Here is a 13,191-nt window from a genome sequence, read left to right on the forward strand (position 1 = left end):
ACGGTGCGGTCGTGGCGGAATGGTAGACGCGCAAGCTTGAGGTGCTTGTGGGGGAAACCCTGTGGAAGTTCGAGTCTTCTCGACCGCACCAAATGACAATCTGATTTGCCATTGAAAATATGCGGCATTTGCATTTTGGACGGGCATTGATGCCGATGCCTTCCTCCCGCCAGATTCCCTGTGTAATAAACGGTTTCAAATAACGGGTTGGCAGTTGACCTGTTATTGCAACGCGACAACGCTTTCTGCGTTCGTTATGGTGTTGCGGATACGGAACCATATCGACCGATGAGTCGATGCACTCCAGGGTTAAGGTGATAGACACGTGATAAAGCCATTGAAGAAAGCCGTGCTGCCCGTTGCCGGGCTTGGCACCCGTTTCCTTCCGGCCACAAAAGCCATGCCGAAAGAGATGCTCCCGGTCGTGGATCGTCCACTGATCCAGTATGCCATTGATGAGGCAAGGGAAGCCGGCATCGAGGAATTCTGCCTTATCACCGGCCGCGGCAAGGATAGTCTGATCGACTATTTCGATATCGCGTTCGAACTCGAAACGACCCTGCGCGAACGCGGCAAGACGGCAGCTCTGGAAGCCCTGTCGCCAAGTGGCATTCAGGCAGGCTCCCTCGTTGCCGTTCGTCAGCAGGAGCCTTTGGGCCTGGGACATGCGATCTGGTGTGCACGTTCCTTCATCGGCAATGATCCGTTCGCCATCCTGCTGCCGGACGATATCGTCAAGAGCAAGCGCGGATGCGTTGCCCAACTTGTCGATGCCTATAATCAGACGGGCGGTAACGTCGTTGCCGTGACTGAAGTGCCGCAGGAGCATACGAACCGTTATGGCATCCTCGATATCGGGGCCGATGACGGCAGGCTGGTCGAGGTCAAGGGGCTGGTCGAGAAGCCCGATCCGAAGGACGCACCGTCCAACCTGTCAATCATCGGACGCTATGTTCTGACGCCTGACGTCATGACCCATCTCTCGAAACTGGAGCGTGGCGCTGGTGGCGAAGTCCAGCTGACAGACGCGATGGCGAAGATGATCGGCCATGTGCCGTTTCATGGTCTGCGCTACGAAGGACAGCGCTACGATTGCGGCGACAAGGCTGGTTTCCTGGAAGCGCAGATCGCTTTCTCGATCGATCGCCCTGACCTGGGGGCATCCGTGAAGGAGTTCCTGAAGAAATACGTGTAATTCAAGGCTTTCTCGACAAGGCAACAGGGGGCCGCTCGTTTTCCGCATGGCTCCCTGTAGTTCTTGCCCGGCGCCTATTTGCTTCAGGTTCCAACCCCATTCGGGAATAGGCTTTATGGCAGATTCTCGCTTTCAATCCTTTCTTGAGCCGGGACAATTCGTGACCCATCCGTTTCATCCGGAATGGGGCTGCGGACAGGTGCAATCCGCCATCGGCTCTCGCGTGACGGTTTCATTTGAGAATGCCGGCAAGGTTCTGATCGACGCTTCCCAAATCGCGTTACAGATCGTCCCGAAGTAGATTACGCATGCGGTCGACGGTTGAAGCGATCACCAATTTTTTTGCGCCGCCACATTGTGCCTGCTGCGGCGCGGAAACCACCTCATCGGGTTTCGTCTGTAGTGCCTGCTTTACTCATCTTCGCCCCATCCAGTCGCCAAGCTGTAATCGATGTGCGGTTCCACTGCCTGCAATGGCCTTCGCGGGACCGCTATCCAGCTGCGTCGATTGTCGTAATAATCCACCACCATGGCGCCACGCGCAGGCCGCCTATGTATACGATGACTGGTCTCGTCGATTGATCCTTCCGCTGAAATACGCGGATCGAACGGAGAATGCCCTTTTCATTGCGCAGGTCATGCAACGCGCCGGAGCGGAAATGCTTCGCGATGCAGATTGGATCATACCTGTTCCGCTTCATCGCTGGCGCCTGCTCAAACGACGATACAATCAGGCTGCACTGATTGCGAAAAAGATTTCCGAAAAGCCGGGTACCCCATCCTACATGCCTGACGTCATTGAGCGAACCATCCCAACGAAAGCCCTGGCCAGGCTGACAGCACGACAGCGAGCCGCCGTCGTTCACGATGCCTTCATCGTCAGCAGACGATATCGGTCTATCATCCAAGGTAAGAAAATCGTAATCTGCGACGATGTATTGACGACTGGTTCCACGGTTGGGGCCTGCACACGGCTCCTTCATGCTTGCGGGGCCGAACGTGTCGACGTGCTGGTTGCGGCGCGCACGGCTCAGGCCCTTCCAGCGAATAAGAATGACGGAAAGGCGCTATGAGCGACATTGAAATCTTCACACAGCCATATTGTCCTTACTGTGTTCGCGCTGTCGAACTTCTGAAAAGCAAGAAACTTTCGTTTTCGGAAATCAATGCGCCTCATGGAACCGCTGAAAGAACGGAAGCCATCAGGCGTTCCGGCGGTCGGACCACCGCTCCGCAGATATTTATCAACGGCCGTTCTATTGGCGGCTGTAGTGAACTGCTTGCCATGGAACGCGCCGGCAATCTGGATGCCCTTCTGACGAGCGCATGATCCGGTTCAAGCTGCTCTGCGCACACGGACATGAATTCGAAGGCTGGTTTCGGAATGCCGAGACATTCGATGTCCAGCAGCAGGCAAGACAAATATCGTGCCCTGATTGCGGGGATGACGAGGTCCGCAAGGCATTGATGGCTCCCGCGGTTGCAAGCGGTCGCCGCGAACCCGCGGGCGATGTCATACCCGATCGTGTTCGGGCAGTGCTCCAACGCGTTCGGAGGGAAGTTGAAGCACAATACGACGATGTCGGCGAAGGATTCGCCGAGGCGGCATTAAACCGCCAACAGATGGCGGAGGACGGGAAAACATTGCCCAGTCGCGGCATATACGGCACGATGACGCCTGAGGATCGTATCCGGCTCGACGACGAAGGGGTCGAATACGCTGCCGTGCCATGGGTGGAGCGAGCGGATGGATAAGGCAATATGGCGGAGCTTGCGGAAAATCCGGCAACTGGCTTTTCTAGTGTCCTCCTGCGTAGCACTGTGTATTGCCGCTCCCGCATTCTCTCAAACGGCCTCGTCACCCCCTCTGGCTGAAGACGGCCTGTGGCTGTCTCAGGAACATGATGGTGTGTTTCGTATCGGACATTGCGGCGACACGCTTTGCGGGCGTCTGATCGGCATGAAATACGAAGGCGATCCACCGAAAGACGTATGGGGTCATCCCCAATGCGGCCTTCTGATGCTGACCGGGTTCAAGCCGGGCGAGGATCAGCGCTGGACCGGTCACATCCTGGATCCGGAAAGCGGCCATGTCTATGATGCCAAGATCTGGTCACCCATCCCCGACGTTCTAAAGCTTCGCGGGTTCGTTCTCGGGATTTCCCTGTTCGGCGAAACCCAGACCTGGACACGCTATCGAGGCGCGATCGGGGCCGATTGCAAACTTCCATGACGGCGGCAGGACAAGAAAGAAAAACATGAACAGGAAACTATCTCGCCGGCATTTTACACTAGGCGCGTTAAGCCTGACAGGCATGGGACATGCCTACGCCCAGTCCTCCGCCTCCTCAGCGCCGCAGTCGGCGAAGCCAACCTCTCGCACAATATGCTTCGTGGGCGGCTACACGAAACATGGTCCACCCGGTGGTGCCGGCAATGGCGAGGGGATCGCGGTGTTCGAGATGTCGCGCGAGAACGGTTCGCTCACGCCGATCACAACCTTCACCGATATCGCCAGCCCGTCTTTCATTACGCTGTCGAAAGACCATCGGTTTCTCTACGCCCTGAGCGAAATCAGCGATTTCAACAAGGATGGTGACGGCTCCGTTACCGCCTTCGCAGTCGATCGCTCGACAGGCTCGTTGAAGAAGCTCAACGTCGTCAGTTCCGGCGGCGCAGTTCCGGCGCATCTCAGCATCCATCATTCCGGCCGATATGTGCTTGTCGCCAATTACATGGGTGGATGCGTGGCGGTTCTGCCAATCCGTTCCGATGGATCGCTGGGCGAGGCGACGGACGTCATACACAACACCGGCCCTCGGCAACCCGAGCGCGCGTCGGACAACCCGGAGGGCAATTTCGCCGTCTCCGATCATTCCGGTTCGCATCCGCACATGATCCATAGCGATCCAAGCGGACGCTTCGTCCTTGCTGACGATGCCGGACTCGACCGCGTCTATGTCTGGACGCTGGACCTCACCACTGGCACACTCAAGCCCGCGAAAAAACCTTACTACGATATGCTGCCGGGTTCTGCTCCCCGGCACTTCGAATTCGATCGCACGGGTAAAATCCTTTACAATCTGTGCGAACAGGACTCGAAGGTTATTGTGTCGACGTTCAATCCCAGCGTCGGCTCGATCACCAATCTGCAAAGCGTCAGCACGGTCACCTCGCATTTCCGGGGCAGCACGCTGGCTGCCGAAATCCTTATCTCGGCCAGCGGAAAATTCGTCTATGCGTCGAACCGCCTCGGCGATTCGCTGGCCGTCTTCAAAATCGCTGATGACGGCACGCTGACGCTGGAAGACGAGGTCTGGATGCATGCCGATTATGGCCGCGCGATGATGTTCGACCCCTCCGGCGAATATCTGTTCTGTGCCAATCAGCGCAGCGATGCCGTGACATCCTTCAAAGTCGATAAAGCCAATGGCAGACTGTCGTTCACGGAGAACTTCACGGCTGTCGGCAGCCCGACGACGTTCGCTTTCATGAACACAGAAGTCTGACAGGCCACACGTTCCCGGACCGTCCTTTCACAGCCGAGAACGTGACCGCGTTCTCAATCCCGCGTAAAAATAGCAATGTAGTTAATGCTGGTGTCGCGCGTCGCACGCCATTTTCCAGGCGCGAAACCCATTCCTGCGATGTCCGTCATGCGCAGGCCGGCGTGACGTCCCATGCGCGACAGATCTGCGGGTGAGACGAATTTCTTCCAATCGTGCGTGCCGACCGGAAGCAATCGCGCGATATATTCCGCACCCAACTTGGCAAAGGCAAACGAGCGAAACGTCTTGTTGAGGGTCGATACGGCAACCATGCCGCCGGGTTTGACGAGGTCGGCCAGAAGATGGAGGAATTGCTGCGGATCGGTAACATGTTCGATTACCTCCAGCGCCGTCACGACATCGAAGCGTTCCGACCGTTCCAGCAGATCCTCGGCGCTACCCTGTCGGTAATCCAGATGGCCAGCGCCAGGCGCCAGGGGATGTGCTGCACGATGTACCTGCGCCGCCGCAATCGCCTCGCCCGATGCATCGATACCCAAAACATCATGTCCCATGCGTGCAAATGCCTCACTCGCCAGGCCAGCGCCGCAGCCGATATCAAGCAGCTTCAATGTCCCGCCGCGGGCGGCATGAAGCGGAGCGATCCGCGTATCGACCCATTCCGTTCGCAGTGGATTCATTTCGTGCAGGGGCCGCATAGGCCCCTTTGGATCCCACCAGTTCTCGGCCAGCCGGCTGAACTGTTCAATCTCGCGAGCGGAGACCGAACTCGTGGTGGCTTGTGACATATGGAAAAAACCCCCTTGAACGCCATGCAAAACCGGGGTTCCGTCATGGACCACTGGACGCCGCGCGTCGAAATATGTATTTCAGCCGACCTTCCACGCACCTTTGTGTCAGACTAAGGTGAGAACCTTAATTTGCTGATGCGGGCTGCCTTGTTCGTCTCGTATCGGAGCCGAGTGCACGATGTCTATGCCCCCCGTCCGGATCGTCATGAAATTTGGGGGCACATCCGTTGCCGATCTGGATCGGATCCGGATTGTGGCCGAGCGCGTGAAGCATGAGCGCGACAAGGGGCATCAGGTGGCCGTCGTTGTTTCCGCCATGGCAGGGGTCACCAACCGGATGGTCGGCTATTGCCACAGTCTCGATGCATCGTGCGATCCGCGCGAATACGATGCGGTGGTCGCCAGTGGCGAGCAGGTCACCAGTGGGCTGACAGCGATCGCCCTTCAGGCGATCGGTATTCCGGCGCGTTCATGGCAGGGATGGCAGATTCCCTTTCGGACGGACGGCGCACACGGCAAGGCCCGGATCGATACGGTGGACGGTGCGGCGCTTCTTGCCTGCATGGCGGATGGCATCGTGCCGGTCATCGCCGGCTTTCAGGGTCTGGGACCGGACGAGCGAATCGCCACGCTGGGACGTGGCGGGTCGGACACCTCCGCCGTTGCGGTGGCTGCGGCCATCCGGGCGGAACGCTGCGATATCTATACCGATGTGGACGGAATCTATACGACCGATCCGAGGATCGTGAAAAAGGCGCGCAAGCTCGACCGCATCACGTTCGAGGAAATGCTCGAACTGGCGTCCGTCGGAGCGAAGGTGCTCCAGACACGCAGTGTCGGTCTGGCCATGCGTGAAAAAGTAAGGGTGCGTGTGCTTTCGAGCTTCGCGCCGGAAACGGACGAAGCCGGCTCGCTGGTCGTTGACGAGGAAGAGATCATGGAAAAGGAACTGGTGACCGGCATCGCATATTCGCACGACGAAGCGAAGATATCGGTTCGCCGCATTCCGGACCGTCCTGGCATTGCCGCGGCCATCTTCACGCCGCTGGCCAAGGCACGCATCAACGTCGACATGATCGTGCAGAGCACCGGCGCGGATGGTATGACCAACCTGACGTTCACGGTCGGGAAGGCCGATCAGGCGGGCGCGCTGGACGTTCTCGAAGGATGTCGTGACGATATTTCCTATGGGGAAATCCAGACGGCGCACGATGTGGTCAAGATCAGCGTCGTCGGTATCGGAATGCGCTCGCATGCGGGAATGGCCAGCACCATGTTCCAGACATTGGCCGATCGCGGCATTAACATGCAGGTGATTTCCACCAGCGAGATCAAGATTTCCGTGCTGATCGACGCCGAATACACGGAACTGGCAATGCGTGCGTTGCATACGGCATATGGACTGGATGCGAACTGATATGGACATGGTGCTCAACGATACTTCCCGCCGGATCGCGGCGCGCCGGGCCCTCCAGGATCTGTGGCAGCCCGGATGCGACTTCCTGGGCAGCGAGGTTGCCATCCTCGGTGGCGCGATGTCCTGGGTCAGCGAACGCCACCTTGTCGCGGCGATCTCGAACGCCGGCGGCTTCGGCGTCATCGCCTGCGGTGCGATGACACCGGAACGTCTGGCGGAGGAAATCGTCGGCACCCAGGCGCTGACGGACAGGCCGTTCGGCGTCAATCTGATCACGATGCATCCGCAACTCAACGATCTGGTCGCCGTCTGTCTGGCGCATAACGTCGGGCACATCGTGCTCGCCGGCGGCGTTCCGTCCGGGGCGACGATCCGCCGGATTCGTGACGGTGGCGCGCGCGTGATCGGATTTACGCCGGCATTGGCGCTCGGCAAACGGCTGGTGAAGCTCGGCGTGGAAGCGCTGGTCATCGAAGGTTCGGAGGCCGGCGGGCATGTCGGCCCGGTTTCCCTGACTGTCCTCGCGCAGGAAATCCTGCCGCATTTGCGCAACGTACCGGTGTTCGTTGCCGGTGGCCTCGGTCGTGGGGATGCGATTCTAGGCTATCTGGAACAGGGTGCGGCCGGTGCCCAGTTGGGCACGATGTTCGCGGCGTCCGAGGAGAGTATCGCGCACGCACATTTCAAGGCGGCGTTCCTGCGCGCGAATGCGCGCGATGCCGTCACGTCGGTTCAACTTGACGAACGCTTTCCCGTTATTCCGGTACGGGGCCTGAGCAACAACGGCAGCCGGCGTTTCCTTCAGCATCAGGCCGAGACCCTGCGTCGCTTCCAGAATGACGAACTCTCCCGCGAGGATGCGCAACTCGCCATCGAGCATTTCTGGGCAGGCGCGCTGCGACGTGCTGTTATCGATGGCGATATCGAGGAAGGCTCGGTGATGGCGGGCCAGTCGGTCGGCATGGTGAAGGCCGTACGCCCCGTGAAGGACATTATCGTCGATCTGATCGAACAGGCCGTCGACGCGCTTTTGCGTCGCGATGAAAGACTTCACAATACGCATCCTGAAAGTGCTCTGGTAAAATGAGTCCGGTCGACGCTCGCCCGAATCGCTTGCCAAACCGTAAGGAAGGTGCGGGCGCGTCTGCAGATCACCACTCGGCGATTGGCGCGGAACTGCGCGCGCGGCGTGAGGAACTGGGCTGGTCGCTTCCTGATGTTGCCAACTGGCTCCGCATCCGGGAAACGCATCTGACCGCACTGGAAGCCGGGCAAACCGATGCTCTCCCAGGCACCGCCTATGCTGTCGGTTTCATCAGGACCTATGCCCAGGCATTGGGACTTGATGGCGAGGATACCGCAAGACGCTTCAAGCGTGAGGCGCATGGCGCGCTCGAACGCAAGCCGGAACTGACTTTCCCTCAACCTGTGTCCGAACGCGGCGTTCCCGTCGGTCTCTGGGTCGGGGCAGGGCTGGCGGTGATCGTTGCCACCTACGTCGGATATTATCATTTCAGCGGAACGCAGTTCAAACCGATCGAGCATGTTCCTCCCGCAACGGAGTTGATGCCGGGCGTCACGACCAAGGGTACGACGTCGCCTCAAATCGCTGCGGTCATGCCCGATCGTGGTAATGCGCCCCCAGTTCAGCCTGCCATCCCCGTTTCAAAGGTCCCGGCCTCCGAAACTGGTAACGGCACACCTAAACCAGCCGTGACGCCCGCCGTAGCGCCCCAGCAGGTGGTGACCCCACCAATGCCGCCAGCCCCCGAGCCAGACCCGGCACCAATGCCATCGGCGGCGTCGCCCACGCAGCCTCCTGAAACCGCGCCGCAATCGACGCCGGTCCCGAATGCTGTGCCGGAACCGTCGAACGACGACGGCATGACACTGAATGCCTCCGCCGATGCATGGGTGCAGGTGCGGGACCAATCCGGCAATATCGTTCTGAACCGGGTCCTGAAAGCCGGTGAATCCTGGAAGGGCGATGCCGCGCATGCTCCCTACCGCATGACACTCGGAAATGCGGGCGGCCTTACCCTTACAGCCGGAAATGTAACGACACCGCCGCTGGGACGCCCCGGTGCGGTTCGAAAAAATCTTGTCGTTTCGCCGGAAAGCGTGCGAGACGGCTCGATCGTGTCGGCCTCCACGCCAGCTCCCGCCAAACGACCGACAGTCACGACCGATCAGACAGCTCCCCGGAAGCCGTCTGACGACGAAAGCGATCGTTTGAACGCTCGACAACTGGATCAATCGTCGCAACCGCGCTAGACGTCGGTGCGAAAACCGCCGAAAGCACGGCAGCTTATCCCGCTCTGGTCTTATGGACTGGACCGTTCGTCTGGAAGGACAGATCACATGAGCAGCTATCGCCCTTATCAGCATATCGAGCGCCGGAAATCGCGCCAGATCCATGTCGGCAAGGTTGCGGTCGGCGGCGATGCCCCAATTTCCGTGCAGACGATGACCAACACGCTGACATCGGATGCCCAGGCGACCATCGAGCAAATCCGTCGTGCCGAGCTGGCAGGCGTGGATATCGTGCGTGTATCCTGCCCGGACGAAGCCAGCACGGCGGCACTGGCGGAGATCGTGCATGAAGTGAATGTGCCGATCGTGGCCGACATTCATTTCCATTATAAGCGGGCGATCGAAGCGGCGAAGGCCGGCGCGGCCTGCCTGCGGATCAATCCCGGCAACATCGGCAGCGCGGAGCGTGTTCGCGAAGTGGTCAACGCCGCGCGCGACTACAACTGCTCGATCCGTATCGGCGTGAACGCCGGCTCGCTGGAAAAGCACCTGCTGGAAAAATATGGTGAGCCGAACCCCGAAGCGCTGGTGGAAAGCGCATTGGAGCACGCCAAGATCCTTCAGGATCACGACTTCCACGAGTTCAAGATCAGCGTGAAGGCATCGGATGTCTTCATGGCCGTTGCCGCCTATCAGCAACTGGCCGATTGCTGCGACCATCCGCTGCATATCGGCATCACGGAAGCCGGATCGAAGCGCGCCGGCACCGTCAAATCGTCGATCGGCCTGGGCAACCTGCTTTGGGCTGGCGTCGGCGATACGATGCGTGTTTCGCTCTCGGCAGCGCCGGAAGAGGAGGTTCTGGTCGGCTGGGACATCCTCAAATCGCTCGGGTTGCGTCACCGTGGCGTCAAGATCATTTCCTGCCCGTCCTGCGCACGTCAGGGCTTCAACGTGGTCGAGACCGTGCAGACGCTGGAAGACCGTCTGCAGCACATCAAGACACCGCTGACTCTGTCGATCATCGGATGCGTGGTCAACGGGCCGGGTGAAGCATTGATGACGGATCTGGGCGTTACCGGCGGCGGTTCCGGGCGGCACATGGTCTATTCGGCGGGCAAGCAGGACCATACGACGGAAGGGCGCGATATGATCGAGCATATCGTTGAACTGGTCGAGAACCGCGTGGCCGCAATCGAGGCCGGGAAGGTGGACAACACCACGGCGAAACAGATGGATCCGGTCGGCTAACGTATGAGTCAGCTTCAACCGGCTCGCGGCACGCACGATCTTATCGGAGAAACGGCGCGCCGCCATGCCCACGTGATCGACACGGCAAGGCGCATCACGGCGACCTACGGCTATGAAGAATGGTCCACGCCTATCTTCGAAGACACGCGGGTCTTCTCGCGGACATTGGGTGACACATCCGATGTCGTGACGAAGGAAATGTATACTTTCCCGGATCGGGCCGGCGAAAGCCTGACATTGCGTCCGGAGGGCACGGCGGCCATCTGCCGAGCCCTGGTGACCAACGGGCTAACGCAGAACCTGCCGCAGAAGGTGTTCTACAACGGCCCGATGTTCCGTTATGAGCGGCCGCAGAAAGGCCGTTACCGGCAGTTCCACCAGATTGGCGCGGAACTGATCGGCGTTTCGGACCCGCTGCTCGACGCCGAGACGATCGCGATGGGGCATGCGATCCTCCGCGCTCTGGGACTGGAACCAGCCATTCAGCTTGAGATCAATACGCTCGGCGATAACGAAAGCCGGTCTGCCTGGCGCACGGCATTGATCGACTACTTCCGTCGTCACGTCGACGATCTGTCGAATGAAAGTCGTGAGCGGCTCGAAGTAAATCCGCTGCGCATCCTCGACAGTAAATCGGCACAGGATCGGGCGCTGCTGGATGACGCCCCGGCGTTCGCGTCCTATCTCAACGATGAATCCAGGCGCTTCTGGGATGGTCTTCGCCGGGGGCTGGACAGTTTCGGCATACCGTTCGTGGAAAATCCACGCATTGTCCGCGGCCTGGACTACTACAGCCACACCGCTTTCGAATTTACCACCGACAAGCTCGGCGCACAGGGTACCGTCCTGGCGGGCGGGCGTTATGATGGGCTGGTTGCCGAGATGGGCGGACCGCCGACGCCGGCCATCGGCTGGGCGGGGGGTATCGAACGTCTGGCCCTGCTTCTCGAAGCACCGCCGGAGCGCCCGGCTGGCATCGCCGTCATCTCAATGGGTGGGGACACCATGAACGCGGCGGTGCAGGCCGTGCAAAGCCTCCGCGAAGCCGGCTTTCGTGCGGAACTCGAAACGCGCGGTTCCGTGAAAAAGAGAATGGAACGTGTCGTGAAGTCCGGCGCGTCTCACGCCATATTGCTGGGCGACGAGGAGCTTGCGCGCGGCAGCGTGCAGGTGCGCGATCTGGCATTACGGGCGCAGCGAGAAGTCGCCATCGCCGATCTGGTCCGCATTGTGTCCGAGAAGGCCTGAACGTCGTGGCATTGGACGAACGGTTCGAACGGATCGTCGCGCGATACGAAGAACTTCAGGCGCTGATGTCGAGCGGGGCAGGCGGCGATGAGTTCATTCAGGCATCGCGTGAATTCGCGGAGCTGGAGCCGATTGTCGCGGCAATCGAGGCCTGCCGGGCTGCTGAGCGTGATGAAGCCAATGCACGCGCACTGCTCGCTGATCCCGAAATGCGCGATCTGGCGCAAATGGAACTCGATGAGATCGCGCTCCGCTTGCCCGATCTGCAACAACGTGTCCGACTGGCGCTCCTCCCGCGTGACGCGGCAGACGAACGAAGCGCCATTCTGGAGATTCGTCCCGCGGCTGGTGGCGACGAGGCCGCCTTGTTCGCCGCCGAACTTTTCGCAGCCTACAAGCGCTTTTCCGATCTGAACGGATGGCGCTTCGAGGTCATGGAATATGCGCAGAGCGACCTCGCGGGCCTGCGTGAGGGCATGGCAACCATTTCCGGCCGTTCGGTCTTTGCCCGCCTGAAATATGAGTCCGGCGTGCATCGTGTGCAGCGCGTGCCCGCGACGGAAAGCCAGGGTCGCATTCATACCTCCACCGTCACGGTCGCGGTCCTGCCGGAAGCCGAGGAAGTCGACGTTGCCATCGATGAGGGCGATTTGCGGATCGACGTCTATCGGGCTTCCGGCGCGGGCGGCCAGCACGTCAACAAGACCGAGAGCGCCGTGCGCATCACCCATCTGCCGACAGGTCTCGTGGTGGCGATGCAGGAGGAGAAGAGCCAGCACAAGAACCGTGCCAAGGCGATGAAGATCCTGCGTGCAAGACTTTACGAGCGCGAACGTGCCCAGGCGCACGCGACACGCGCAGCGGACCGCAAATCACAGGTCGGCACGGGCGATCGATCCGAACGCATCCGTACCTACAATTTCCCGCAGGGACGGGTGACGGATCATCGTATCAACCTGACGCTTCACAAGATTGATCGGGTCATGGCCGGTGAATTCGACGAGATCGTCGATGCTTTGGCGCAGGAAGAGCAGACTGCATTGCTGGCTGCCGAAGGGCTGTAACGGCTCAGGTGATCGGAGCGGCGCAGACACTCGTATGCCCCGGATGATGTTCGACGGCTGTCGGATCTCTGGGGTCGCGCAGGAAAAAGTCCGTAAAATCCTCGGCACCAAGGGCTTCGAACGATCGGCCATCGGGATTGTGCAGAATACCTTCGCTGCTGACCTGATGGATTTCCCGCTTGCCATCGTCGTTGACGATCGTGATCTCGCCGCAAAGGGCATAGTCGTGATTAAGCCGGCCCAGCGGGGTCTGAATACGCTTCGTAAGGGTCGAAACGTCCGGCCCAAGCCTGAACGTCGCTGCGAGATTGCCATCGATATAGAGCCGCGATGTCTCCGAAATCTCGCTCGCCGCACGATCGTCCGTCACGGTGAACTCGCCAGCGAAAGCGGAGCTGATGCCAAGCGCAGGCAGGAGCAGAATAGGAAGCCATTTCATGATGTCTGATATAAACGATAAAAG

At 59.8% G+C, this 13,191-nt stretch carries 15 protein-coding genes and 1 tRNA gene; 14 read left to right on the forward strand and 2 right to left on the reverse strand.

Annotation, left to right across the window (positions count from 1 at the left end):
- The first annotated feature begins 5 nt into the window (after positions 1 to 5).
- From A0U93_RS02690 to A0U93_RS02725, 8 genes are all read left to right on the forward strand, one after another.
- Positions 6 to 91, forward strand: a tRNA-Leu gene (locus A0U93_RS02690).
- Between the two features lie 234 nt (positions 92 to 325).
- Positions 326 to 1,195: a UTP--glucose-1-phosphate uridylyltransferase GalU gene (gene galU / locus A0U93_RS02695; protein WP_077805989.1), complete on the forward strand. Its 870-nt coding sequence runs from the start codon at positions 326 to 328 to the stop codon at positions 1,193 to 1,195.
- 115 nt (positions 1,196 to 1,310) lie between these two features.
- Positions 1,311 to 1,496 (forward strand): DUF3553 domain-containing protein, encoded by a 186-nt coding sequence (locus A0U93_RS02700; RefSeq protein ID WP_077805990.1) that lies wholly within the window; start codon positions 1,311 to 1,313, stop codon positions 1,494 to 1,496.
- Between the two features lie 7 nt (positions 1,497 to 1,503).
- On the forward strand, positions 1,504 to 2,268 hold the full coding sequence (locus A0U93_RS02705; protein ID WP_077805991.1) for a ComF family protein: 765 nt from the start codon (positions 1,504 to 1,506) through the stop codon (positions 2,266 to 2,268).
- On the forward strand, positions 2,265 to 2,525 hold the full coding sequence (grxC, locus tag A0U93_RS02710; RefSeq protein ID WP_077805992.1) for a glutaredoxin 3: 261 nt from the start codon (positions 2,265 to 2,267) through the stop codon (positions 2,523 to 2,525). The genes A0U93_RS02705 and grxC overlap by 4 nt, the downstream gene beginning before the upstream one ends.
- The gene (locus tag A0U93_RS02715) at positions 2,522 to 2,950 is read left to right on the forward strand and encodes a DUF1178 family protein (protein ID WP_077805993.1); all 429 of its coding nucleotides are present in this window, start codon (positions 2,522 to 2,524) and stop codon (positions 2,948 to 2,950) included. The genes grxC and A0U93_RS02715 overlap by 4 nt, the downstream gene beginning before the upstream one ends.
- The gene (locus A0U93_RS02720) at positions 2,943 to 3,428 is read left to right on the forward strand and encodes a DUF2147 domain-containing protein (RefSeq protein ID WP_077805994.1); all 486 of its coding nucleotides are present in this window, start codon (positions 2,943 to 2,945) and stop codon (positions 3,426 to 3,428) included. Before A0U93_RS02715 ends, A0U93_RS02720 begins: the two co-directional genes overlap by 8 nt.
- A gap of 25 nt (positions 3,429 to 3,453) precedes the next feature.
- Positions 3,454 to 4,704 carry a lactonase family protein gene (locus tag A0U93_RS02725; protein ID WP_077805995.1) on the forward strand — a complete coding sequence of 417 codons (1,251 nt, stop codon included), beginning with the start codon at positions 3,454 to 3,456 and terminating at the stop codon, positions 4,702 to 4,704.
- Positions 4,705 to 4,757: 53 nt separating this feature from the next.
- Here the strand turns inward: A0U93_RS02725 and ubiG are convergent, their stop codons facing one another.
- Positions 4,758 to 5,492: a bifunctional 2-polyprenyl-6-hydroxyphenol methylase/3-demethylubiquinol 3-O-methyltransferase UbiG gene (gene ubiG, locus A0U93_RS02730; protein ID WP_077808276.1), complete on the reverse strand. Its 735-nt coding sequence runs from the start codon at positions 5,490 to 5,492 to the stop codon at positions 4,758 to 4,760.
- Between the two features lie 181 nt (positions 5,493 to 5,673).
- On the opposite strand from ubiG, the gene A0U93_RS02735 reads away from it, so the two are divergent.
- The 6 genes from A0U93_RS02735 (at position 5,674) to prfA (ending at position 12,728) form a co-directional block, all read left to right on the forward strand.
- Positions 5,674 to 6,912, forward strand: coding sequence for an aspartate kinase (locus A0U93_RS02735; RefSeq protein WP_077805996.1), 1,239 nt, complete (start codon positions 5,674 to 5,676; stop codon positions 6,910 to 6,912).
- A gap of 7 nt (positions 6,913 to 6,919) precedes the next feature.
- Positions 6,920 to 7,999: an NAD(P)H-dependent flavin oxidoreductase gene (locus tag A0U93_RS02740; protein ID WP_147150918.1), complete on the forward strand. Its 1,080-nt coding sequence runs from the start codon at positions 6,920 to 6,922 to the stop codon at positions 7,997 to 7,999.
- A 26-nt stretch (positions 8,000 to 8,025) separates the two neighbouring features.
- The gene (locus A0U93_RS02745; RefSeq protein ID WP_245825046.1) at positions 8,026 to 9,186 is read left to right on the forward strand and encodes a helix-turn-helix domain-containing protein; all 1,161 of its coding nucleotides are present in this window, start codon (positions 8,026 to 8,028) and stop codon (positions 9,184 to 9,186) included.
- Between the two features lie 87 nt (positions 9,187 to 9,273).
- Positions 9,274 to 10,416, forward strand: a complete 1,143-nt coding sequence (gene ispG, locus A0U93_RS02750) for a flavodoxin-dependent (E)-4-hydroxy-3-methylbut-2-enyl-diphosphate synthase (RefSeq protein ID WP_077805998.1) — start codon at positions 9,274 to 9,276, stop codon at positions 10,414 to 10,416.
- A 3-nt stretch (positions 10,417 to 10,419) separates the two neighbouring features.
- Positions 10,420 to 11,664: a histidine--tRNA ligase gene (hisS, locus tag A0U93_RS02755; protein ID WP_077805999.1), complete on the forward strand. Its 1,245-nt coding sequence runs from the start codon at positions 10,420 to 10,422 to the stop codon at positions 11,662 to 11,664.
- Positions 11,665 to 11,669: 5 nt separating this feature from the next.
- A complete protein-coding gene (gene prfA, locus A0U93_RS02760) occupies positions 11,670 to 12,728 on the forward strand; it encodes a peptide chain release factor 1 (protein WP_077806000.1) in 1,059 nt (352 codons plus the stop codon).
- A gap of 4 nt (positions 12,729 to 12,732) precedes the next feature.
- Here prfA and A0U93_RS02765 read toward each other — a convergent pair whose 3' ends face one another.
- A complete protein-coding gene (locus A0U93_RS02765; RefSeq protein ID WP_077808278.1) occupies positions 12,733 to 13,167 on the reverse strand; it encodes a hypothetical protein in 435 nt (144 codons plus the stop codon).
- Positions 13,168 to 13,191 lie beyond the last annotated feature (24 nt).

The sequence above is a fragment of the Neoasaia chiangmaiensis genome, from assembly GCF_002005465.1.
In the GTDB taxonomy this organism is placed as follows: Bacteria; Pseudomonadota; Alphaproteobacteria; order Acetobacterales; family Acetobacteraceae; genus Neoasaia; species Neoasaia chiangmaiensis.